The 24,389-nt window shown below is 59.1% G+C and carries 19 protein-coding genes and 2 pseudogenes; 14 read left to right on the forward strand and 7 right to left on the reverse strand.

The features are described 5' to 3' along the window. The first annotated feature begins 58 nt into the window (after positions 1 to 58). The 4 genes from AC09SL_RS07465 to AC09SL_RS07480 are packed head-to-tail and all read left to right on the forward strand — an operon-like array spanning position 59 to position 5,220. Entirely contained in the window at positions 59 to 982 is a 924-nt protein-coding gene (locus AC09SL_RS07465; protein WP_058545414.1) for a hypothetical protein, read from the forward strand. Between the two features lie 19 nt (positions 983 to 1,001). Continuing rightward, positions 1,002 to 2,306, forward strand: coding sequence for a hypothetical protein (locus AC09SL_RS07470; protein ID WP_058545415.1), 1,305 nt, complete (start codon positions 1,002 to 1,004; stop codon positions 2,304 to 2,306). Between the two features lie 3 nt (positions 2,307 to 2,309). Further along, a complete protein-coding gene (locus tag AC09SL_RS07475) occupies positions 2,310 to 4,118 on the forward strand; it encodes a hypothetical protein (protein ID WP_058545416.1) in 1,809 nt (602 codons plus the stop codon). 46 nt (positions 4,119 to 4,164) lie between these two features. Beyond that, a complete protein-coding gene (locus AC09SL_RS07480) occupies positions 4,165 to 5,220 on the forward strand; it encodes a hypothetical protein (protein WP_058545417.1) in 1,056 nt (351 codons plus the stop codon). A 223-nt stretch (positions 5,221 to 5,443) separates the two neighbouring features. On the opposite strand, the gene AC09SL_RS07485 is transcribed toward AC09SL_RS07480, so the two are convergent. Continuing rightward, positions 5,444 to 6,040, reverse strand: coding sequence for a TetR/AcrR family transcriptional regulator (locus AC09SL_RS07485; protein WP_058545418.1), 597 nt, complete (start codon positions 6,038 to 6,040; stop codon positions 5,444 to 5,446). Between the two features lie 513 nt (positions 6,041 to 6,553). On the opposite strand from AC09SL_RS07485, the gene AC09SL_RS07490 reads away from it, so the two are divergent. From AC09SL_RS07490 to AC09SL_RS07525, 8 genes are all read left to right on the forward strand, one after another. Next, entirely contained in the window at positions 6,554 to 7,567 is a 1,014-nt protein-coding gene (locus AC09SL_RS07490; protein WP_058545419.1) for an SDR family oxidoreductase, read from the forward strand. 81 nt (positions 7,568 to 7,648) lie between these two features. Then, entirely contained in the window at positions 7,649 to 9,169 is a 1,521-nt protein-coding gene (locus tag AC09SL_RS07495; protein WP_058545420.1) for a class I adenylate-forming enzyme family protein, read from the forward strand. Continuing rightward, on the forward strand, positions 9,159 to 9,770 hold the full coding sequence (locus AC09SL_RS07500) for an HAD-IB family hydrolase (protein WP_003201018.1): 612 nt from the start codon (positions 9,159 to 9,161) through the stop codon (positions 9,768 to 9,770). The genes AC09SL_RS07495 and AC09SL_RS07500 overlap by 11 nt, the downstream gene beginning before the upstream one ends. Before the next feature lie 3 nt (positions 9,771 to 9,773). After that, positions 9,774 to 11,537: an FAD-dependent monooxygenase gene (locus tag AC09SL_RS07505; RefSeq protein ID WP_058545421.1), complete on the forward strand. Its 1,764-nt coding sequence runs from the start codon at positions 9,774 to 9,776 to the stop codon at positions 11,535 to 11,537. 118 nt (positions 11,538 to 11,655) lie between these two features. Next, positions 11,656 to 12,747, forward strand: a complete 1,092-nt coding sequence (locus AC09SL_RS07510; protein WP_058545422.1) for an acyl carrier protein — start codon at positions 11,656 to 11,658, stop codon at positions 12,745 to 12,747. Positions 12,748 to 12,821: 74 nt separating this feature from the next. Continuing rightward, positions 12,822 to 16,250 (forward strand): polyketide synthase family protein, encoded by a 3,429-nt coding sequence (locus tag AC09SL_RS07515; protein WP_058545423.1) that lies wholly within the window; start codon positions 12,822 to 12,824, stop codon positions 16,248 to 16,250. A gap of 57 nt (positions 16,251 to 16,307) precedes the next feature. Then, entirely contained in the window at positions 16,308 to 16,778 is a 471-nt protein-coding gene (locus tag AC09SL_RS07520) for an SRPBCC family protein (RefSeq protein ID WP_058545424.1), read from the forward strand. An 85-nt stretch (positions 16,779 to 16,863) separates the two neighbouring features. Continuing rightward, positions 16,864 to 17,562 (forward strand): outer membrane protein, encoded by a 699-nt coding sequence (locus AC09SL_RS07525; protein ID WP_058545425.1) that lies wholly within the window; start codon positions 16,864 to 16,866, stop codon positions 17,560 to 17,562. A gap of 72 nt (positions 17,563 to 17,634) precedes the next feature. Here the strand turns inward: AC09SL_RS07525 and AC09SL_RS07530 are convergent. Next, a pseudogene (locus AC09SL_RS07530) lies at positions 17,635 to 17,772 on the reverse strand (DNA-binding response regulator); the annotation flags it as partial. After that, positions 17,759 to 18,601, reverse strand: a complete 843-nt coding sequence (locus AC09SL_RS07535; RefSeq protein ID WP_058545426.1) for a hypothetical protein — start codon at positions 18,599 to 18,601, stop codon at positions 17,759 to 17,761. The pseudogene AC09SL_RS07530 and the gene AC09SL_RS07535, both read right to left, overlap by 14 nt. Before the next feature lie 102 nt (positions 18,602 to 18,703). Between AC09SL_RS07535 and AC09SL_RS07540 the strand changes: the two genes are divergently transcribed. Both AC09SL_RS07540 and AC09SL_RS07545 read left to right on the forward strand, forming a co-directional pair. After that, positions 18,704 to 19,132, forward strand: coding sequence for a DUF1810 domain-containing protein (locus AC09SL_RS07540; protein ID WP_058545427.1), 429 nt, complete (start codon positions 18,704 to 18,706; stop codon positions 19,130 to 19,132). Positions 19,133 to 19,298: 166 nt separating this feature from the next. Next, positions 19,299 to 20,087: a nucleotidyltransferase domain-containing protein gene (locus tag AC09SL_RS07545; RefSeq protein ID WP_058545428.1), complete on the forward strand. Its 789-nt coding sequence runs from the start codon at positions 19,299 to 19,301 to the stop codon at positions 20,085 to 20,087. A gap of 51 nt (positions 20,088 to 20,138) precedes the next feature. Here the strand turns inward: AC09SL_RS07545 and AC09SL_RS07550 are convergent. The 4 genes and pseudogenes from AC09SL_RS07550 to AC09SL_RS07565 form a co-directional block, all read right to left on the reverse strand. Further along, a pseudogene (locus tag AC09SL_RS07550) lies at positions 20,139 to 20,237 on the reverse strand (GNAT family N-acetyltransferase); the annotation flags it as partial. A 306-nt stretch (positions 20,238 to 20,543) separates the two neighbouring features. After that, entirely contained in the window at positions 20,544 to 21,788 is a 1,245-nt protein-coding gene (locus tag AC09SL_RS07555; RefSeq protein ID WP_058545448.1) for a saccharopine dehydrogenase family protein, read from the reverse strand. Positions 21,789 to 21,813: 25 nt separating this feature from the next. Next, a complete protein-coding gene (locus AC09SL_RS07560; protein ID WP_058545429.1) occupies positions 21,814 to 22,911 on the reverse strand; it encodes a carboxynorspermidine decarboxylase in 1,098 nt (365 codons plus the stop codon). A gap of 254 nt (positions 22,912 to 23,165) precedes the next feature. After that, entirely contained in the window at positions 23,166 to 24,101 is a 936-nt protein-coding gene (locus AC09SL_RS07565; protein WP_058545430.1) for a Ppx/GppA phosphatase family protein, read from the reverse strand. Positions 24,102 to 24,389 lie beyond the last annotated feature (288 nt).

Below are 24,389 nucleotides of genomic sequence, written 5' to 3' on the forward strand. Positions count from 1 at the left end.
TTCACCCAGGATCACCGGGTGGCGAGCCCGCCGCCCGGCACTGCACAGGAGTGTCGATATGAAAGCCTGCATTTTGAGCCGACTGTTGTTACTGATCCTGTTGTTCAGTCCGGGGCTTTTTGCCCAACAGGACAGCGGCGCGGTGTACTTCACCATGGGGGTGCACAACACCGAGGGCTGCAACGAACAGAATGGCAACTGCATCGCCAAGCGCGCCGCGGGCGACCCTTCCGATCCGTTTTTTCCGGCGTTCTGGATCAGCGATTGGACCATGTACCGGGTGATGCACAACTACGAAAAAAACCCGCCGCCCTACAGCAATCCCCCCTCCACCCTGACCCCGGCGGACTACACCGTCTCTCGAGGAACCAGCTACTACGACACGGCCTATATCCCGGCCGATGGCGACGGTTTCGGTGCAATGATGGAGCACTATGAGAAGTACTGCCTGCCGATCTTCCCGATCAAGAACAACAACTACACCTGCTCCTTCGTGTCCCTGGGCAACAAGGCGTACTTCTTGACCTACCCGCAGGATCGCCCCAAGGACATGCCTGCCTGCTGCATGTTCTCGCCCATGAATCATCCGCCGCGGCAAGACTTCATCCAGCACCTGCCCTACAGCGCCGAGCGCAGCCAAAACCTCAACGGTAGCGTGCAGGCCTACGCGCTGGACCTTCAATCGCCGCAGGGTCCGATCCTGTTTGGCTATGCCTTCTACAAAAAGATGTCGGGACAACCGCCTTACCGGCAGCCCCAATCGTTCTTTTTCTCTGGTGACACCAGCGTCGCCAATGCCCCGATCGTCAGCCAGAACTACACCAACTTCCGCATCGCCAAACCGGACCCCGCCCAGACCTGGGCGCAGGTGGCCGCGATGTGCCCGGCGAATCCACCGCCCTGCCAGTTGTTCGAGCCACCGGCTTCACAGAGCAACGGCCAAAAGGCGCAGTGGAACAAGCTCATGCAGCGCAAACCCTGACCAATGACGAAGGATCGCCATGAACACTTCACTCCGTTTCATCCTGGTACTACTGGGTCTGGCCAATCTTCCGGCCCTGGCCCTGGAGCAATCCCAGGAGCAATCCATGCCACGGACGCAGGCCTCGAACCTCAATTGCCAACCTCCCAGCACGGCGCCGGCGGCCACCGCCAGCCAGGACCTGTTCGATCAATACAGCTGGCAGTTGTTCATCGCCGTGAACTGGCCCGCCCAGTCGGGGCAGCGCGGCGATCCCGATTGCAGCAAACAACCAGGGGACCCTGGCTACACCGTCTGGCAGACCTACAAGACCGTGGAAGAAATTTTCCTGCCACGGGGGGCCGACCCAGGCCCCTGGAACACCCCGCAGCTGGCCAAGAGCCTGGGCATCATCAACATCGCCGCGCTGAAGAACAGCTCCCAGGTAAATGCCGTCGACCAGGCCGTCGGCGGCTGGCTGATCGACCAGGCCGGCAACCCGACCTACTACGACATCTCGGCCAACGAGACCTCCTACAACTACATCGTCGCCAACCAGTTCTATAACGCCGATGTGGTTTCCAAAGCCGACAACATCCACTTCCCCTATGGGGTCATCGAGGTCAAATCGAGCTGGCGCATCCTCACCACGAATGACAACGCCAGCCGCTACCTGACCATGCTCGCGCGCGTGGCCACGTTCGACGACCAAGGCCAGCGCAACGGTGTCACCGAGGCCTACCTGGGCCTGGTGGGGTTGCACATCATCACCAAGGTGAACGGCTATCCGCAGTGGATCTGGTCGACCTTCGAGCAGATCGACAACGTTGCGCCCAAAGCACTGGTGAACGGTGTATGGGTCGACCAGCCGGCATCCGGCACGGCCTATTCCTACTTCAACGCCAACGCCCCGGCAGCCACGCTCAACCAGTCGCCCTGTGACTGGCAGACCCAGGGCGCGCACCTGGTCTGCGTGCCCAAACCTGGCACCACCTTCCAGACCCCGAACCCGTTGAACCGGTTCACCCCGATCGCCGAGATCACCAACGAGGTCAACGCCCGTTACCGCAGCGACCCGGACCTGCAACGCAGCGTGTTGAAGTACTACCAACTCATCACCACCCAGCGCCCGCTGATGCCGGACAACCCCAGCAACCCGCTGGGCCAACCGACACCGGCCCTTTCGGCCAACGTGACCATGGAAAGCTATATCCAGCCCAACAGCAGTTGCATGAACTGCCACTCCATGGCGACACCGGTCAAGAGTCCCTATAAATCCGATTACTCCTACCTGTTCAAATTCGCCAATGCACCTGTCGGCAAAACCATCAAGGACGAGGAATAACTCATGAGCATCCTGAACGGACCACGGCTGAACTTCTGGGGCGGCATCCGCACGGACGTCAGCCTGCCGAACAACTCCCCGACCATTCCCTACGATGGCAACGATGACTGGCCGCTCTTCGACCTGACCACCTCGACCCTGGCGCCGGGCGCCGAGCCCTACACCGATGACCAGTTGAACAACATGATCAATGCCCCCACCGGCAACTACTACACCGCCGGTGGCTGGAACCACTACGGGCAGCATGTCGTCGACATGCAGAACGCCTTGATCAGCTCCCAGGGCGAACCCGGCAGCATCACCACCACCGGCGACCTGGTGGGCCAGGCTGTGTACCTGCTCGGCTCGGTGGACCCGGTGACCGGCCAGGGGCCCGTTTCCGGTCCGATGATGGTGGACCTGGACCCTACCGCCTCGACGACGACCCAAATCTTCGTCGGCGGCCTGCAAATCGGTGGCAACGACAACATCCAGTTGCTGATCCGCAGCAACACCGTGTGCAGCAGCTTCGACGTGGCGGGACGTGTGTTGCTGCCGAAAAAGATGGACGCACCGGGCTCTTTCCACGCCAGCGGCACATTTCAACTGACCTTCCCGTTGAGCAGCATTGTCAGTTGGAACCAGAACAGCAGCGGCCTGCGCTCGATCATCCAGGCACCGGGGGCAACGGGCATCGTCCTGCGTTTCGTCATGTTCGAAATGTGCCCGACGATGACCACCGAACAACTGGACGCCGACTATGCTGCCGGCAAATACACGCCCAACCCGAGCATCGGCCGGGTCATCGGCACACTGGCCCCGGCCTTCGCCGACGAGCCGCTGAACTGCCAGCCGGGCCGGCAACTGGTCAACCAGAGTACGGGCAATGCCGGCTACGCCGACCTGGACAACACCGGTTACCTGAGCATCGACATGGTGAACGTCATTCCGAAGGAAACCTTCCGGGCCGTCAGGGATGACATCACCAGCCCGATCGGGCCCAACGCCGATTACGGGACCGTGACCATCAGCGCCGGCTCCACCACCCTGACGACCCTGGAGCCGACCAGCCGTTATCTATTCGACTACTACGTGTACGGCGGTATCGTCGACCTGCCCCTGACTGCCGACCAGCTACAGGCCGTTCGGACCTCTGCCCTGGCTATCACAGCACCGGGCAAGGTCGCCGGCACCACGTTGCAAGCCACCGAGTCGACCTATCGGATCTATGCCGACCAGCGCAACGTCTACCTGGAGGACTACCCCAACGGCCTGTCGATCACCCTGCAGGTCAGGTACCTGGGCGGAGCGGTCCCCAGCGCCACCGAAATCGGCCTGCAAGCGGCGGCTCCCGCCGTCTATGACCAGCCGCAATACTGGGACTTCCTCGACTTCCCTGATTCGTTGACCGTCGGCAGTGGCGAGCTTTCTGTCAGCTTCCCGGTCACCCTCAAGCCCGGCAGTGCCGCCCAGGCCGGTTTCGTCGCCCTGACCTGCACCGCCAACGGCCTCGACAGCAGCGCTTACTTCACCAACTTTCGCAAATACGCCCAGACCGACTTCGGCATTCCCCAGGGCACCACCATCACCTGGCCGCTGATGTACCCTAACGTCCTGCGTTTTCACTACCTGGCCTTCCCCGCCATGTCGCGCTATATCCCGCTGAATCAGCCCGACGCCATCATGGGCGCCAAGAACCCCATCCTCGCCCGCACCTCGGACGCCTACAAAGGCACCACGCTGTTCATGCCCGTAGTGCGCTCGATGTCGCCCTGCCAACGGGCACTGCTGCGGGCCTATCTCACTGGTGAACCGTGGCAACCGCCGCAATGAGCGCGTCCTCCCTTCTGTTCACGGATGTTGTTCACGGAGAGAACCTATGCCCGTTCCCCTTCAGATCCCCGCACACCCCGGGGAAAACCTGCGCCCCAGCACCTTTGTCGCCGAGGACCTGCTGAACCCTCGCGGCCTTTGCCTGCAAGCCGATGGCAGCCTGCTGCTGACCGAAGCGGGCTCGGGGTTGCCCGACCACCCCTTCAGCGGCCGTATCAGTCGACTGCGACCGGATCCGCACCAGCCCGGCGCCTACCTGCCCCGCGAAACCCTGGCGCAAGGGTTTCGCGCCATGAACATGCAGGCGCGCATGCTGCGCGATGAAATCATGGGGGTGTCGGACATCGCCTGCGGTGACGGACGCTGCCTGGTCAGCCAGACCGATTATGTCGCGGGTTCCAAACTGCTGGACCTGCAATTCACACCACCCGAACCGGTCTTTCATAGCCGTGGCAACCTGAATGCGCTGTGCTACCACCCGACCCGCCGCAGTTGGCTGGCCGTCAAGCCCGATACCAATCAGCTGGTGGAGTTCGTCACAGGCCAGCAAGAACGCGTGCTGGCCCAACTGCCCGAACTGGATCAAGGCCAGGAGGCCGTTCCCGTGACCCTGGTGTACGAACCGGCGACAGACGCCGTGCTGATCAGCCTGTTCTCGGGCGAACTGCACGACGACCCGAGCCGCAAGGGCATCGACTTTGCCGAGAAGGCAGGCCAGGTGATCCGGGTCTGGCCCGCCAGCGCCAGGATCGAGATCCTGATTCGCGGCCTGCAACTGCCCACCGGGCTGGCACTGCGTCCCAACGGGAACTTGCTGGTGCTGGAGCTCTGCGAGCGCCTGCAACAACCCCTGCCCCCTGACTGGAACGGCGAACCCCTGCATGGCGGCTTTACCCGGTTCAGTGGGCGACTGCTGAGCTGCGACTTGCAAACAGCCCAGGTCACCGTACTCGCCCGCGACCTGGATACCCCTTCCAACCTGTGCCTGTTACCGGACGCAGTACTGGTCAGCGAGGGCATGGGCCTGGTTGGGCGGCCATTGCCTACGTCCGAGAACAACGTAGTCCCTTTGAAGGGCAGGCTTCGTCGGGTGCAACTCTGAACGAACGCTAAAGGCCGAAGGCAAAAAAAAACGCGCTTATCCTTCACGGGATTGGCGATGGACGAAAATCTTGCAGCCGCCCCCAAAAATGTGGGAGCGAGCTTGCTCGCGATGACGGTTGTACGGTCAATATCGATTCACGGGACGGTCGATCCAGGCAGCGGTATTCGCGAACCAGATGCTGGACACCCGTCGCTGGCCTATCAGCAAGGATAGCGGAGGACTACAGGGGCTCTGCAGTCTGGATGAGCGAGTTCAACACCAGCTTGATTTCAACAGCCGGGTCTTTATGCCCTTGCAATATCAGGCCTTCCGCCAGGGCGGTGAAGGTTTTGGCAAGTGCGGCGCAGGCCAGGGGCGGCTTCTTGCCGGCATGATTGAATATGATGGTAATCAACTTGCCCAAGGCCTCGCTGTTTTCCTCATGCAAGTCGTAGTAATGCTGCGAGAATTCTTCATCGCGCAGGGCGATCAATTGCAACTCGGCATCGAGGATCGCACAGCGGGTATTGTTCTTCAGCGTGTCGATATAGGCATTCAAGCCGTGGCTCAACTGCTCCGCCGAATAGCCCGATGCCAGGGTCGTACTCAGTCGGTCGATCTCAACTCGCTTGAAGCGTTGAGTCAACTGCAGCAGCAAGTCCGATTTACTTGAAAAATTTGAAAAAAAGGCGCCTTTGGAAAAGCCCGCCTCCTCGGCGATAACGTTGACGCTGGCGGCATGAAAGCCTTTTCGGATCATCAGCTCGGTGGCTGTGTCGAATAATTTATCTCTTGTTACTTGCTGGCTCTCTTCTCGACCTAGTCTCTTTTTAATCACGCCCTCGGCTCCTTTGGCCAAACAAGATAGCTATGTGTAACTGGATGCAACGAATTGACTACTCGCTGTACGGAACCCGTTCTCGCCATCATATCTTATACGCGCCATATCCAATCATTTACATTTTAACTTTCAAAAAGTGCCATGTATGTGCCATGTAGTTGGAACAGCCGGAAGGGCTCGCTAGATGGGCTACCCGCTACAGTTTTGCGCTGGGATATGGGTGAATCAAGATCGTCGTTTCGCCCCATTTGATGAGCCCCTATCGTCCCTTTGAGCGGCTCAAGCCGGCTATTTTCCTGCGCCTTCACCACGCGCTGGAACGTGAAAAATCGCGTATGAAGCCCGGCACAGAGGCTTCCGTTCGACAATCCGACGAAATACCACTTGATTTTCAGATACCGAATGGTTTTTACTTGCGCCGTTGGTGGAGCCCAACGCCTGATCAGCGCACCGAGTCAGTGACACCGTTCTCGATGCAATGTCAGGTCACCTCACAGGAGCGGGATTTTAATGGAATATGCCTTCGTTACAGGCGCTACTGGCCTGCTCGGAAATAATGTCGTTCGTGCGCTATTAAAACGAAACATCAAAGTCAAAGCGCTGGTTCGCTCCGTAGAGAAAGCCAGGAAACAGTTCGGCAGCCTGCCCGTGGAATTGGTCGAAGGCGACATGCTTAATGTCGAGGCCTTTGCCCATGCCCTGCAAGGGTGCGATGCCCTGTTTCATACGGCGGCTTATTTCCGCGACAGTTACAAAGGCGGGAAACATTGGCAAAAGCTGTATGACACCAATGTGACCGGCACCGAGCGCTTGTTGCAGGCTGCTTATGACGCCGGCATTCGTCGTGCAGTCCATACCTCTTCCATTGCCGTGTTGAAGGGCAATCGGGATCAAGTGATCGATGAAACCATGTCTCGCAGTGAATTGGAGGCTGACGATTATTACTTGAGCAAAATATTGTCCGAACAGAAGGTCCAGCAGTTCCTGGCGCAGCACCCGGACATGTTTATCGCCATGGTCTTGCCAGGGTGGATGTTCGGCCCCGGTGATATCGGCCCTACTTCGTCAGGACAATTCCTGCTCGACTTTGTCGGACAAAAATTGCCCGGCGTACTCCCCGGAAGCTTTTCCGTTGTCGATGCCCGGGATGTGGCCGAGCATCAAATCGCGGCCATCAGCCGCGGCAGGTCCGGAGAGCGCTACCTGGCCGCCGGCAATCACATGGACATGAAGAGCATTTTCCAGGCGCTGTCCAGCGTCAGTGGCATAAAAGCCCCAGAGCGAAAAGTGCCCCTGTTCATGCTGCGAATCATCGCGCTGATCTATGAAGGTTATTACCGGATTACCAAAACGCCGGTGCTCATCAGTACGTCCACGGTCAAGCTCATGGAGCAAGAACAAGGCCGCACACATTTCAGCCATAACAAAAGTTCAAGGGAGTTGGAGTGCAAGTTCCGCCCAGTTGCTGAAACACTGACCGATACCCTGGATTGGTATCGGAATAATAACTACACAGATGCTTAATTGAAACATTTCATATATAGCCTGCCTCTGTAGTACTTTTTTTGACTAGCCATATATCCAAGGATTGAGAGAGGTTGGTAAATGAAAAGCCTTTCATATAAAGAAGGTTTTCTGCATCGCTTTGTCGGTTTTTCGGAATCTTTCCCCGAACAAGTTGCTATTCGGCATCTGGACACGGAAGAAGATACTGTTACTTACCACGAGTTGCGCATCAAGGCTGAACAATGCAATGGCGCCCTTACGGCACTTGGTGTATTGCCTGGCGACAAAGTGGCGCTGGTGCTGCCCAATGGAGTGGCGTTCATCGCTTATTACCTGGCGATCATCGGGCGCGGTGCCATTCCGGTCATCCTCAACTACAAGTTGACCTCCTTCGAAATGGACAGTGTCGTCAGCCTCGCCAGGCCGACGCTCGTGGTCACCAGCGAAACGCTCTGGGCACAACACAGCGAGGTATTCCAGCCAGGCAACGGCGTCAGGCACTCCCTGGTGCTGGACGGTGCGAGCGAACCGTCGTCGCCCCTGCCCGCCAACGCAACGGCCCTCTCTCAACTGCCTTGCCAGATCGAACCCTTGTTGTTGCCCGAGGGCAATCCGATCGCCTCGGTGCAGTTCACCTATCGCGGCATCGGCAGGCCCCTGGCGGTTTCTCACCGTTATCTGGACCTGACGCAATCGAGCGATGGGCTGCATGAGCACTTTCATCTGCAAGGCGTCGGATCGGTTCATCTGGTGACGCTGCCGCTTTATGCCATCTTCGGCCTGTCCGTGATGATGGTGTTTCCCTTGAGCATCGGCGCCACCCTGCTGATGACCAACACCCTGCTCAACCGAGACCTCGCTGAAGTCTTGTCCGAGCATCAGGTCAGCTTTGCCTGCCTGGTGCCCGACGTCATTCGTTACTTCAATACGCGCCTGGCCAAGCGCAAGGGCGCGCTCCTGCCGTTGCACCCGCAGTTGATGATTTACTCGGGCGGCAGCCACCTGCCGGCCGACGAAGCCGAGAAGCTGGGGAAGCTGCTGGGGTGCAATCCGGTGCTGCAAGGCTATGGATTGACCGAAAGCATGCCCGTGATCGTCCAGAGCTCGATTGGCACCGTCCATCGTGGCGCCATGGGCCAACCGATCAGCGGTGTACAACTACGAATCGTCGACGCCCAGGGCCTGGACGTGGCACCTGGGCGTATCGGCGAACTGCTGATACGCGGCTCGATGGTGATCGACGGCTACAACGATGCCGAAGACACCAATGCGCGGTTCTTCCGCGATGGCTGGTTCCACAGCGGTGACCTGGTCTGGCAGGACGACGATGGGCATGTGTTTTTCTATTGCCAACGCCTGCGAATCTCGAAGATCAAGGCGCAGATGGTCGACTTGGTGGAAATCGAATCCATCGCCCTCAAGCACCCTGACGTGGTGCGCGCCAAGGCCTATATCGTCCCGGACCACAAGGAAGTCAACGTGCTGCACCTGTGCGTCGAAGGGACCGGCGAGCTGACCCAGAACGCGCTGTCCACCCTGCTTTCGCGCTACCTGTCGGGCTTCAAGCTGCCCAAGACCATCGAGATTACTTCCCTCAAGGAAGAGGCACATGCACGCTAACAGCACACAACCGGTACTGGCCGTTTTCGACTTCGACGGCACATTGACCGACCGGCACACGTTCTGGCGCTACATGCGCTTTATCGTGGGCACCCGTTCGTTCTGGCTGCGGATCATTCCCCTGCTGCCCAAGATGCTCAGCGTGATCGTCGGCATCACCCCGCTGATGCAAGCGCGCCTGGCCTTCATCGCCTGTTACCTGGGCGGCCTGTCAGTGGAGCAAGAGCGCGAACATGCCAAGTATTTCATCAGCGAGCTGCTGCCGCTCTGGCTCAGGCCCGAGGCGTTGCGACGGCTGCAATGGCATCAATCGATGGGGCACGTCACCGCGCTGGTGAGCAATTCGCCGGAAAACTACCTGATCCCCTGGGGCCAGGCCGCGGGTTTTGACTATGTGTGCGGCACCCGCCTGGCAACGGCAAAAAACAAGCTGACCGGCGGGATATCCGGCACCAACTGTGTAGAGCGAGAGAAAGTCACGCGGCTCAAAGGCTGCTTGAGCAACCTTGATGATTTTTACATTTATGCCTACGGCGATTCATCAGGCGACGATGCCCTGCTCGGCATTGCCAACTCTCCCTTCTACAGAAACTGGTACTGATCGATGAACACTCTGAGCACGTTGGCCCCCAAGCATTTCAAGCGACCTGGCAGCGCCCCGAGCGTCATGATCGTCGGCGCCGGTCCTGTTGGCCTGTCCCTGGCAATCCTGTTGAAAAAATGGGGCGTGTCGTTTCGCATCATTGAAAGAAACGCCGGCCCCTCGACGGCGACCAAGGCGATGGCCATCCATTCCCGGACCCTGGAAATCTTTCGGGACCTGGGCGTTGCCGAGCAAGCGATCAGCGACGGCTTCACGATCAACCAGTTTTCGGTGCAGTCCAATGCCAAGCGGGTGCTGAACTACAACTTCTCCTACCTGGATGCGACCTATCCGCTGCTCCTGAGCCTGCCACAGCCGCAAACAGAGAAAATTCTCCTGGAGCGGCTCAAGGAACTGGGTGCCGAGGTGGAGTGGAATACCGAACTGGTGGACATCGAAAACCAGCCAGGTTCGGTGCGCATGACGCTCAAGCATGCCGACGGCACCGACGAACACTTCACCAGTCGTTGGGTGGCCGCGTGCGACGGTGCTCGCAGCAACATCAGAAAACGCCTGGACATGACCTTCGAAGGCTCGTCCTACGACCGCTTCTTCATGCTCGCCGATGCCGATATCGAATGGTCCGGAAGCAAGGATGAGGGCGCATTCTTCCTCGGTGCGCAGGACGGTTATGTGGCCGTTGCTCCGATCAGCGCTCAATCGCGTTATCGCCTGTTCATCGAAATGCCCTACAACCTGCCGCCAGAAGGCGAACGCCCGTCCTTGAGCCTGGAGAACTTCCAGCGCTTGTGCGAAGGGCGCGGGCAAAAGATGACGCTGTCCAACATTTCATCGACCACCATCGCCTCTTTCCAGCATCGCCGCGTGCAATCGATGCAACAAGGCTCCGTGTTTCTGCTCGGGGACTCGGCGCATATCGGCAGCCCCATCGGTGGGCAGTGGATGAACCTGGGGGTTTCCGAGGCCTATAACCTGGCCTGGAAAATGGCCTATGTCGATCAGGGCCTGGCGAATCCGTCCTTGCTCGACAGCTACAACGAAGAGCGCTACCCGGTTGCCCTGGAAGTCGAGAACACCGCACACCGGCTGACGGGGCTGATTACGGTCCGGCGACGGGCCCTGGTATGGTTGCGCGACAATGTCCTGCCGCTGTTGAGCAACCGCAAAAAGGTCCAGCGCAAACTGCCGTCGATGATTTCCGGCCATCAATATCACTACGACAAGAGCGACTTCATTCAAGAATCGCTGACGACGAAGCAGCGCAAGAACTGGAACAAGAAAGGGAAAAAACCCGAGTTCCAGACCGCACCGCCCCGCGCCGGGCAACTGGCGCCCGATGTCGAGTTGTGGCAACTGCAAGGGATGCCAACCAAACGCTTGATCGACGTGTTCCACGGAACATTCACGCTGCTGATTTTCAGCGCGGCCGATCAGTTTTCCCCGTTGCTGCCAGGCTACTACGCGCTGGCCAAGTCGGTGGAAAAGGACTACCCGGGCATCAAGGCCTATTGCGTGATCGACGCCCTGAGCAGCGCCGGCCTGCCGGCTTGGCACTCGACGTTGCTGGACCCCGATTGGCGACTGCACAAGCGCTATCACGCCAAGGAAGGCACGTTGATGCTGATTCGCCCTGACGGCTATATCGCTTTCCTCGGCGCCGATGCAATAACGTTGATGACGTATCTGAATGTAAGGTCCGGATTGCTCAAGGGCGTCAGAAAAACAATAACTTGCGAGACCGACGCAGTGGAACTCCAACTTTAAGTCGCTCCATGGCTACTGCCAGTTTGATGAATTGATATAAACAAGGCCCTGCCCTGGGCCATGATTTTTGATCTTTCTTACTTACAGAAATATCGACCGACTTGGTTAGGAGAATCTTATGCGTTTGCAACTGAACGATGTTGTACAGGAATTCATCGTGTCCAACGGAAGAATAGCCCATAGCTATTTCTCTCTTTCCGAAAAGATCATTGATTCACTGTGCGAATCCAATATCGCCAAAGAATCGATATTACTGCGGCTTCTGGAACAGTCCGAAACGGTCACTGCGCATTACTTCAATGCTCATCAACAAGTCCTTGAAGGCATTTATGCCAATGGGATCGAAGCCCCTGTCAACGAGAGTGCTCCTGCCTTGGAGCCCGCTCACTCGAATCCGACAATACCGGCCCCTACGCCTGTCGCCGAAGCTGTTGAACAGACTGCTGCGCTCAGCTACGGGCAATGGTTGCGCGCCGAAATCAGCACCGTCACCGGTTTCCAGGCGCAACAGATCGACTTCGATCAGAGCTTCGAGAGCCTGGGGATCGACTCGCTGGGGCTGGTGGATATTTTCGAATCCCTGGCCCAGCACTTCCCGGAAAAGAAAGACCTGACCTCGCAGCTCTTCGATGCCCCTACCCCAACCGCCTTGCTGGCGCGCCTCGAAGCCGATCCGCAGGCGCCGGCGGTGGATGTCCAAGCGTGGGTACTCGAGCAATTGGCGACCATCACCGGCTTTACGGTTGAGCAGATCGACCCGACACAAAGCTATGAAAGCCTGGGCCTGGATTCGCTGGTGCAGTTGGACTTCCTGGAGTCGGCAGTCGCCCTGTGGCCACAGCTCAAGACCCACGGCACCGAGCTGGCCAATACCAAGTTCCCGCAGGCAACCATTGCCCTCATCCAAGCTGCCCTGGCCGATCCAAAACCGCAGGCAGCGTCTGGCGACGAGCCCTCACCGGCCACGACGGACATTCAAGAGCAGGAAGAAAACCTGCTGCTCAACGCCCTGTCTCCGTTGATCCCGGACACCGCGCAGTCGATCGACATCCAGACGCCGTTCGCCCAACTGGGCCTCAACGGCTTTGCCCGGGAAACGCTTTGCCAATCCATGGCGCAACAGTGCTCTGCCAGCGAGTTTGCCGGTGAAGCGCTGATGTCCCGTCGCACACCCCAGGACGCCTTGTCGCTGCTGGCCAGGCTGAGCTGAGCCCAGCAGCAACAGGAATGGAATCCGGGTGACCGAACAGGTCACCCCGCATTTTGGCGATCAGGGAGACAGGTATGAGTGGCGCAGTCACAACAAAGGGCGATTTTTGCTTCAGCGCAATGGCGGGCGAGTTTCCAGGAGCGCCGTCCACGGATGCGCTCTGGCAGTTGCTCTCGCAAGGGCAGATCGCACCGATCGAATCAATGCCGACACGCTGGGAATTGGACAAGGCGTCGATCTATTCAACCAAGGCCGGCGAGAAGGACCGCACGTACCTGGACAGCGCTTTTTGCCTGACCGATGACGACTCGACTCCGTCACGACACGAAGGGCGACAGGTCGCCATCGGCAAGAAAGTGCTCCAGACGCTGCTCACCCAACTGGCCGGACAAGGCTCGGCGCTGAGCAGGGAGCGCACCGCGCTGGTGGTCGCGACGTCCTGGAGTGACGAGAGCTATTTCGTCACCGGCGTCTCTGGAAGAACCGACGCACCGGCGGGCTTTACACCGGGTGAACAAGTGGCGGAACTGGCGGCGGCCTTTGCCTTGGGTGGGCCGGCGTTATCGGTTGACACCGCATGCAGTTCGTTCCCCTATGCCCTGGATATGGCCCAGGCGCTGGTCAACAGTGGCCAGGCGGACAACGCGATCGTCATGGCCCTCAACACCGTGCTGCCACCGGCGCTGTTCCTGGGGTTCTCGCAGTTGACGGCTTTTTCCGCCCGCGCCCGCATGGAAGCGTTCGGCCAGGACGCCGACGGCATCGTGCCAGGCGAATGTGCCGTGGCCTTTCTGGTCGAACCGCTCGCCCAGGCCCTGACGGCGCAGCGGCGTCCCCTGGGCGTGCTGCGCGCCTTGGGCATGTCCGCCGACGGCGCCGAAGGCTCGGTGTTTGCACCTGGCAAACAGGCCCAGTACTCGGCCTACCAACGTGCCTATCGCGGCCTTGACCCACGCGATGTGGATTACATCGAGACCCACGGCACCGGTACACCGCTGGGGGACGCAACGGAGCTGGCCTCGCTGAACAGCTTCTTCGCCCCCCATCGCCCGGACGGCAAGCCAATCACCATCGGTTCGATCAAATCGGTCATCGGCCATCCCCTGGCCGCTGCCGGCGGTGCTTCGCTCGCCAAGGCCTTGATGATACTGCGCCATAAAGGCATCCCCCCGCAGCCCGGTTACCGCCCCAGTACCAAGGTCGACGAAACCTGCCTGCGACTCGCCACCCAGCAGGTACGTGCCCTGGAGGATCATCCTTGCGCAATCCGGATTGGCATCTCCAGTTTTGGTTTCGGCGGTGCCAACGCGCACTTGGTGGTGGATGAATACATTCCCGACAACCACCCTGCCACGCCCCCGGCCACCCCGGCGAGCGCCAGCGGCGTGGTGATGCTGGACCTTGCCATTGTCGAGGCTGAAGCAGCGCTGGGCAGCCACCGTTCCTTGCAGTCATTCCAGCAGCAACTCGATCAACCCGCGGCACCTTCGGTCATGTTCCCTTATGGGCGCTTCGTTGATTACACCCCGGCGCCCGGTCAACCGTTGCTGGGGAAATTCCTCGCACAAGACCACGTCATCGATATCGATGGTTTCGGCATGGGGCCCAAGCCATTGGCTCATGTCGACCCGTTCAAGCTGTTGATCACCGATCGCGTCAATCACTTGCTGCAACGTTTGCCAGGCGTGGCCGGTTCGCCCGGCACCGCGATGGTCATGTGCTGCAACATGGGTGGCGAGCGTTTCAGCAATGCCTATAGCAGCGCCCACAACTTTTACTCCCGGGCGCAAGGTACGGCACCGGGCGTCGAGGTGACGGACGTGGCAACCATGCTGCCGAACATGTTGTCCGGCTATCCGGCGCAGATTTTTGACTTCAAGGGTTTCCATCAGACCCTGGTCGGCACGGCTGGCCTGTTCTGGCAAACCTTGCTGGCCTCGCCGCAGTGGTTCAACGACGGCATCACCACGCTGCTGCTTGGCGCAGGACGTTTTGTCAGCGGTGAAATCGAAGTCGAGCGCGCCCGATGCAGCACGATCACACAAGGTGAAGGACTGGGGCTGATCGCGCTGCGTCGTTACCAACCGGATGCCGCTGACAAACCCTTGCTGGTGATTCGCGCGGCGGTCCTCGCCCACGCCGCCGACTCGTTGGAAGAGGCGTGCCGACGACTGGGCAAAGCGCCGAGCGACTATCCGAACGTTGATGTCTGCGAGTTGCAGCCTGCTGCGACGCCGGCCAGCGGATCATTGCAGGAGATGACCGGTTTCCTGGCTGAAGCCAGTGGCATAGAGACCCTGTTGGCGGTGATGTTGAAGGGCGCGACCCACACCGTGATCGAGGTGCGCGACGCAGGCAAGACGGTGATGTGGCTGTTCACCGAGAAGTTTCGCCAATGGCGCCCGTCAGCAGCCGAGGCCAGCCCGCCCATCAAGCATCCCTTCATGTTGCGCTTTGCCCATTCGTCATCCCACGAACTGCAGCAGGTCATCACGCCTGCCCGGCCTGTCAGCCTGGCCCGTGAACCGCAGAACGATGGCGTCGACGTGCAGCAACTCAGCGACATGCTCACCAGCACCCTGCTGTCCGGGCTGCGGGTGCGGGTTCGCGCCATCGAAAGCCTGTTCGCCCTGCACCATGGCAACGCCACCCAGCGCCCGACGCACTGGCAGCGCCGGGCAGAGCATGTCGTGATCGCCAACGTCCAGCGCGGCCCACAGTCGTTGCACGCCCAGCTCGTGGTGGATGAAGCGCACCCGTACTTCTTCGATCATCCCCTGGATCACGTCCCGGGCATTCTGCTGCTCGAGGGCGTGCTGCAATTGATTGAACTGGCAATGCCCCCCCTGAGCGGACGGGTCGCCTACATCAAGAGCCTGACGATCAAGTTCCAGCACTACGTGCAGAAGCAAGGCGTGATCGATCTGCATGTCGAGCAAGGCCAGGATCCCCAGGTGTTCAATGCGAAGGTCATGCAGGCCGGGAAAGTGATGTGTACCTGCGTCCTCGGGATGGCCTACAGCTCGGCGTTCGAGACATCGCCAGCCGGCGAATTCAACGCCACGCCCTGCCGTAACAAGGCGCTGTTGCACAAGGCCAGGGAGGAGAACGTCATCGTCAGTGACATGAGCGGCGTCGCCCAGGGCCTGAGCGTGGACACCGTGAAACTGCCGCCGGAACACTTCTTCCAGGCCGGTGATCCCAAGCACTATTCGATGGTGTATTTCCTCGAAGTCGCTCGCCAGTGCTACATGCAGATCGCCCACAGCCATCTGCGGATTCCACTCAATACCCCGATGAATCTGTTGGCCTTGAGCTTCACCCTGGATCGCCCCATCCCCAGGAACAGCCCGCTGTCATTGGCGCCGCAAGCCGGCTTTGATGCGGCGCTCCAGGCATTCAAGACCAACCGCATCTATATCGACCTGTTCAACCGGGGCGAAAAAATCGGTCAAGCGAGCATTACCGCCCAGGTGCTGAGTCAATCCGCACCGGCGGCCTGAGCATTGAATGGATCTGCCCTCCAGCATGACCGTGCCCCCCACAACCAAGGTGTCGCCGTGAACGATGTCAAAGTGCAAGTCATAGTCAAATCGCCCCCTTCTGAAATCTGGAAGATCTGGAGCAATTTTGCAGAAGCGCCGCTATGGGATACCGACGTTCGCCAGTGTCAACTCGACGGCCCTTTCCAGGCGGGGACACGCGGCAAATGTGTGCTCAAGAATGGCTTGAACATGCCACTGAAACTGGAAGCCGTGAGCCTGCACGAAAGCTATCGCAACAGCGCACGGCTGCTGTGGATCGACCTCGAGTTCGACCATCAGATGCGCAGGCTTTCTGCCGATGAAACCCATGTCATCCATAGCGCGAAAATTTCCGGGCCGTTGAGTTTCCTGTATCGCGGGCTGCTGCGCAAAGCATTGACCGCAGCCATGACTACCGCACTGGACAACCTGTGCACGCTGGCTGAACAACGGGCCATCGGCGTCCCGGGGCACGCGAAAACCGCGACACCTTTGCACCTCGTGTGAATACCTCCCGCAAGCACGCGTGTTGAACGCGTCTTCCCGGACTCGCTTCGCTTACTTATCGATAACAGCACATTTCGGATCCAGCATGAATCTACAGAAAAACACCCAATATCTGCTCATGACAATCGTTGGCCTGGGGGCTATTGCCCCAGCATCGAGTTTCGCCGACAACCTCGGCCCCTATGTCAGTGGCATGGGCGGCGTGAACTGGGTCGCTAAGCAGGACCTGACCCAGAACAACGACGATTTCGTCCAGATGGAATTCAATCAACCGCTGCACTCGGGCTACGCCACCGGGCTGGCATTGGGCTGGCGGTTTCCGGTCGGGCTACGGCCCGAAGTGGAACTGAGCTACCGCCGCAACACCCTGGACCAGTTCAATAACCGGATCTACGAGGGCGGAAGCAGCATCGAGGGCAAAGGCGAAGAGCAAGCCAGCAGCCTGATGGCCAACCTCTGGTATGACATCCCGAACCTGCCTGCCCCCTTGAGCCGTTTCACGCCTTATGTGGGCGGTGGCCTGGGCTACGCGGTGCTGACCATCAAGGGCCTGGAAGCGGGTGGCGTCGAGTTCGGCGGCACCCATCGCGACACCGTCTCGGCCTGGCAACTCGGTGCCGGCGTCGCTTACGAGCTGAGCGAGCATTGGTCCATGTCCCTGGATTACCGCTACTTCAAGACCGGCGAAGCGAACTTCGGCAAAATCCAGGGCCTGCCCCAGGCCGACGTGGAAACCGAATACAACGCCCAGTCCTTGATGCTCGGCCTGCGGTACTGGCTGTAAGCGCCAGCCGGATCGGCGCCTGGCTTGGCCAGGCGTCGATTTTTCATCCCGGCTAACGCAAAGTACGTGGCGTCCTGCTTGTTCGATCATTGCCTCAGGTATCAGGCGTTCCAGTAACAGCGTCATCCCTTCTCGGAACAGCGGGTGTTCGTCTGCCACGATGATCCGACAAATCTTTTGGCCCGAAACGCGTCGTTCACCGCGCCTCATACTGCATCTTGACGACTTCACTGATTCTCTGCGCAACGCCATTGGCCGGCGGTGTGACAGATCGGATCGGCTGACCACGGTAGGGGCCGTCCGCGGGAAACCAGTTCTGGACAACGACGACGTTTTTCGGCTGTGTGGCCGAAGCCGAGCCCGTGGAAATTTCATTGGTGAACTTGCAGGTATCAAACGTACCGAGGGCCGTCTTGATCGTTTCACGACCGTTATAAGTCAGCTTCTCGACGACATCGAACTCGACCGTTGCCCCAGCGCTCACCGCTTTGTTTTTGTAGCTGACGGTGACGGTCTGCCCAGGTTGCAGATCAATCGGTGTGGAAGCGGGAGGCTGGTAGATAGTGGTCACCAACGACGCTCCGGCGCCATGGCGATCACCGTAACGAATCAGCCGACCATCCTTGATCTCGGCGAAGGTTGTCGTCAGAAAGAACGGCGCATTATTCAAGAACGATGTGTGCGCCGAAGCCACCGGATTGGCGTCGGCAAATGCCTCACGCCCCAACGTCTCGGTTTTGCCGCGACTGATGGCCGACGACAGGTTGTCGCGGCTTTCGTACTCCACCACTGTCCCGGCCTGAAAGTCCGCTTCGTTGGTGCAAGCTGCAGAAGACGTTGCACTGGCGGTCGAGGCCGACGCATCGGCGATAAAAGAACCCCAGCCACTGACGGCAAGGGTCGAGGCGGTGAACGCCGTTGCCAGGCGTTTGCGCCAAGCCGAATTGACGTTGGACTTTCTGGCAGGTGTACTTTTCAAAAAACAGATCCTTGTCCCGATGTGCTCGTTGCGATCGATCAAAAAACCGATAACGCTCATAGGTTAGGGACGAGTGCCAAGCGGCGCTATAGCGCAAGTGTGCTATAGGCTTTGCTCTTGTCTGGTTCATTCTTCAGCCTTGGAACCCTATCGGAGGCTCCCATGACCGAATCACTGGAGCGTTTTATCCAGGCGCAAGCGTCTACCTATGAGCACGCCTTGCTTGAACTGCGGCGTGGCCGCAAGGAAGGCCACTGGATGTGGTTCATCTTTCCCCAATTACGCGGCCTGGGTGTCAGTGAGAACGCCACCTACTATGGCCTGCGCGGCCTTGACGAGGCGCGTGACTATTGGCAGCACCCGCTTCTGGGACCGCGACTCGAGCGTGCGACTCGTGCGGTACTGGACTCTGGAGTCGCTTTGGAGAAACTCCTCGGGTCCATCGATGCCATGAAGTTCGCGTCCTGCATGACGCTTTTTGCAGCGGCCGCGGGCGAGCATTCCGTGTACGCCCAGGTGCTGGGTGGTGGGGTGCGTGTCGACTCAAGAACACTTGAGATACTTAAGAAGCAAGAGAGAAAACATGTCTAATTACGAAACATGGACGTTGATGGTACAGGTGGCCGCGGCCTTGGTGGCCCTACTGTCGATGTACCTTGTCGTGCGCCAATTGGTCATGGAACGACCCCCTGCTTTAGAATCACACCGTCACAAATGGTGTTAGTGCACGCAAAATTCATCTGATTAGAGTGAGCTTATGGTTTCCGTAGCTGTTCGGGAAGAAGTTCAAGATCGTCTCCGCCGTGCTGAGAATGAACATGAGGTGAAGATCCTGCTCGCCGTAGAGTCGGGCAGTCGCGCCTGGGGATTCGCATCCCCCAATAGCGACTACGACGCGCGCTTCATCTATGTCAACAAACCTGAGTGGTATCTTTCGGTTGGCCTTGAAGAACAGCGCGACGTCATCGAGTACCCTATCATCGATGACATGGACATCAATGGCTGGGATCTGCGCAAGGCCTTGAGGCTTTTCTGGAAGTCAAATCCGGGGTTTGTCGAGTGGGTGCAGTCCACCATCGTCTACGAACGTTCCGGCTCCTTCCACGAACGTGCCAAAGCGTTACTACCGCAGGTGTACTCGGTTGAAAGCGGTATCTACCATTATCGCAGCATGGCAAAAACCAATTACCGGGGGTACTTGCAGGCCGCTGAAGTACCGCTGAAAAAATACTTCTACGTACTGCGACCATTGCTATCGGTACGGTGGCTGGAGCGCTTTGATAAACCCGCCCCCATCGAGTTTGACCAACTGCGCGAAGTCATCGACGGCGAGCCCGAGTTGCACCTTGCCATCGATGACTTGCTTGCAATCAAGCGCGCCTCACCAGAAATGGGGCTTTCGCCGCAGATCATGCCGATTCAGAAATTCATTGAGCGGGAACTGAATAGACTCGAGGACATCAAGCCGACCCGTAGCGAGCGTAAGGAAGTAGAGCCGTTACTGTCGGAACTGTTTCGCTCGGTACTGAAGGAAACGTGGGGATAACCTAAGGCTTTGGCTTTATCGAAAGTCGCTTGGACGGATTTAAAACGTACAGTCGATCTGCGACTCGAACCATTCACGGTTTTGGATTTCGAAGGCCAGCAGCGCTTCGGCGTCGGTATTCCCCAGCTCGCGAATCCTGAATGGTTTCACTGATTGTTTCTCCTGGGGCTCGAAGCGCAATCGTAAGGTCGAGTGATCGTTCATGGCGAGGGTTTCTGCTTGAGCGGTCTTGTGTTGAGTCTGCTGCGCAGCCCAGCGGGGATGAATCCCCTCGCCACAAGGTTATTCATTTGACGCGGGCATAAACGAAAAATGCTCCGTACCTTTCGATACGGAGCATTTCTTCAAGACTCTCACTGATTGCCAGGTATTCACGCCTGGTTCAATCGCCTGCAGAATTCAGATGGACTCTGCAGTTCCTATCGGGGAGTCGGAACGGAACCTGCCTGGCGTCCTTCAGGCGCTTTGGTTCCAGGGACGGTCTCCATGCTCGTCCTTGATGCGCGTCGGCAAGCCCATCACATCCAACGCCTCGAGGAACGCCTCGGCAGGCAGCTCCTCGACGTTGACCATGCGCTGCACGTCCCACTCGCCACGGGCCACCAGCAAGGCTGCGGCCACCGGTGGCACGCCTGCGGTATAGGAAATGCCCTGGCTGTCGGTTTCGGCGTAGGCGTCCTCGTGGTCGGCCACGTTGTAGATGAACATCTCGCGCGGCTGGCCATCCTTGACGCCCTTGACCAGGTCGCCGATGCAGGTCTTGCCGGTATAGCCCGGCGCCAGCGAACTTGGGTCAGGCAGCACGGCCTTGACCACTTTCAGCGGCACGACTTCCAGGCCCTCGGCGGTCTTGACCGGTTGCTCGGAGAGCAGGCCGAGGTTCCTCAGTACGGTGAACACGTTGATGTAGTGCTCGCCGAAGCTCATCCAGAAACGCACGTTGGGCACGTCGAGGTTCTTGGACAGCGAGTGCACTTCGTCGTGGCCGGTCAGGTACAGGTTCTGCGAGCCTACGACCGGCAGGTCGTCGGTGCGCTTGACCTCGAACATGGTGTTGCTGGTCCACTGGCTGTCCTGCCAGCTCCACACCTGTCCGGTGAATTCGCGGAAATTGATTTCCGGGTCGAAATTGGTGGCGAAATATTTGCCATGGGAGCCGGCATTGACGTCGAGAATGTCGATCGAATCAATGCGGTCGAAATGCTGTTGCTGCGCCAGTGCCGCATAGGCATTGACCACACCCGGGTCGAAGCCCACGCCGAGAATGGCGGTGATGTTCTTGTCCTGGCACTCCTGGAGGTGGTTCCACTCGTAGTTGCCGTACCAGGGCGGCGTCTCGCAGACCTTGCCCGGTTCTTCGTGGATGGCGGTGTCCAGGTAGGCCACGTCGGTATCGATGCAGGCACGCAGCACCGACATGTTGAGAAAGGCAGAGCCGACGTTGATGACGATCTGCGACTCGGTTTCGCGAATCAGCGACTTGGTCGCTTCGACATCCAGAGCGTTCAGTGCAAAGGCCTTGATGTCGGCGGGTTGCTTGAGGCTACCCTTGGCCTTGACGCTGTCGATGATGGCCTGGCATTTGGAGATGTTGCGCGACGCGATAGCAATACGACCGAGTTCGTCGTTGTGCTGCGCGCACTTGTGGGCCACCACCTTGGCGACACCTCCTGCACCAATGATAAGTACGTTCTTCTTCAATTTCTTCATTTCTCCTTCCGCCAGCTCAAGACAGGCTGGACAGATAGTCGTCGTAAACAAACTCGCGAACCACCTCGACACTGCCGTCGAGCTGCTTCACTACGATGGACGGCATTTTCAGGCCGTTGAACCAGTTTTTCTTGACCATGGTGTAGCCTGCTGCGTCGATGAACGACAGCCGATCGCCGATGGACAGCGGACGATCGAATTGGTACTCGCCGAAAATGTCTCCGGCCAGGCAGGATTTGCCGCACACCATGTAGGTGTGTTCGCCCTCGCTTGGTGCCAGCTTGGCGTCCAGTCGATAGATCAGCAGATCGAGCATGTGCGCCTCGATGGAGCTGTCCACCACGGCCAGGTGCTTGCCGTTGTAGAGCGTGTCGAGCACGGTGACTTCCAGCGACGCGCTCTGGGTGATCGCGGCCTCGCCCGGCTCCAGGTAGACCTGCACGCCGTATTTTTGCGAGAAGGCCTTGAGCCGTGCGCAGAAGGCGTCCAGGGCATAGCCCTCGCCGGTGAAGTGAATGCCGCCACCGAGGCTGACCCACTCGACCTTATGCAACAAGTGACCAAAGCGCTCTTCGATAGTGCCCAGCATCTGGTCGAACAAACCGAAATCGCCGTTCTCGCAGTTGTTGTGGAACATGAAGCCGGAGATATGCTCGATGACTTGCTCGATTTTCACCGGATCCCATTCGCCCAGGCGGCTGAACGGCCGCGCCGGGTCGGCCAGCAGGTAATCGGAGCTGCTCACTTGCGGGTTGACCCGCAGGCCGCGGACCTTGCCGGCCGACGCTTCGGTGTAGCGCTGTAACTGGCCGATGGAGTTGAAGATGATCTTGTCGCAGTTGGCGAGCATCTCCTCGATCTCATCGTCGGCCCAGGCGACGCTGTAGGCGTGGGTTTCGCCAGCGAACTTCTGCCGGCCGAGCTTGAGCTCATAGAGCGACGACGATGTGGTGCCGTCCATGTACTGCTGCATCAGGTCGAACACCGACCAGGTGGCGAAGCACTTGAGCGCCAGCAAGGCCTTGGCCCCGGACTGCTCACGCACATAGGCGATCTTCTGCATGTTCGCCAGCAGCTTTTGTTTGTCGATGAGGTAGTACGGCGTTTTGATCATTTTCGAGGCCTCCGGGCAAGGCGAGCCAAAAAAGGATGCGCATTGTGCCTTCACTGACTGCATATCGAAAGAGCGAAAAGCCCCGTTCACGCAATCACCCTCATCCGGCCCCACGCTTTGCGATAACCGGACGTGCCTGCTGCCCAGGCGATGAAATGCCAGATGATCGGGTCAAGAAGGGGTCACCGAAGAGGCGCTGATGCTCGACATTGAGCCGTCGCTGATGAATGACGATGGGCAACAACGGTCCGTGATCAGTGCTGATGCATCAGGCCATGCAGAACGCCGAACCTCAGGCCCGGCTCGGAAGCAATCATGTGCGAGACACCGAAGACCTTGAATGCCGCCAGCATGATCGACAGGCCACCGGGCAGGATGCCCAGGCGATGGCTTTGCAAGCCGGCCAATCTGAGCTGGCCGACATGGCCGACTTCCAGCAACCGCAGCGACAAACGCAACAATCCACTATAGGTAATACCGCCTTTACCCAAGTCGTTGAGGCCGTTGGCCTTGAGCACTTTGGCCAGCATCCGTGCAGTACCGGAAGAACCGATAGCCTGCTGCCAGCCCTGGGCGCGATAACCCACCGCCACTTTTTCAAACTGCAAGACAGCCACGCGCTCAGCCTCCAGCAAGGCCTGGGCAGTGATGCATCCACCCGGAAAGTAACGCGCGCCAAAGGTACCGCTGCCGATGGCAATGCTTTGCGTCAGCAGCGGTTGAGCGCCCTGCCCCAGAATCAGCTCGGTCGAGCCGCCACCAATGTCCACCACCAATCGCGTCTGCTCGACACCGGGCACCGTATGGGCCACGCCGGCATACACCAGCCGGGCCTCTTCATGCCCGGACAGCACGTCGATCCGGAACCCCAGGTGCCGTTCGGCACTGGCCAGGAACAACTGGGCATTCGCCGCTTCGCGTACGGCGCTGGTCGCCACCGCCCGCACCCTTGCAGCTTCAAAGCCACGCAGCTTTTTACCGAATCGGGCGAGGGCCTGCCAGCCCCGATCCAGCGCCAGTTCGTCCAATGCCCCGGCCTGCAGGCCTTCGGCCAATCGAACAGGCTCACGCAGGGTTTTCACTTCCTGGATCACCAGGCGTCGATTGCGCTTGACCGACTGGCCGATCATCAAGCGGAAGGCGTTGGAGCCCAGGTCAATGGCCGCGAACAGGGGGGCGTCGCCTTTCATAGCGGTGTTCCTTGATTCATCAGCCAGCAGGCACAGGCGCTGCCGGACTTACCACGATGGTTTGCGAAGATCCTGCCATGGCTTCGATGACACCTGGATGACACGCCCTGGGCATTGCCCTGGAAACCGTTCTCGCGGGCAGGCTCGTCCCCCACAAGGGGTTTGGGTGAGTTCAAGGCCAGAAACGGTTAATATCGCTCTCCTTCGTCTACCCTCACAGAGCGGCGTACCGCCCTCCGTGTGGGCGTGATGCTTCACCCTTCCTTGCCTTCCTGTACCGGAGATCCT

The organism is Pseudomonas sp. PF05 (assembly GCF_056521845.1).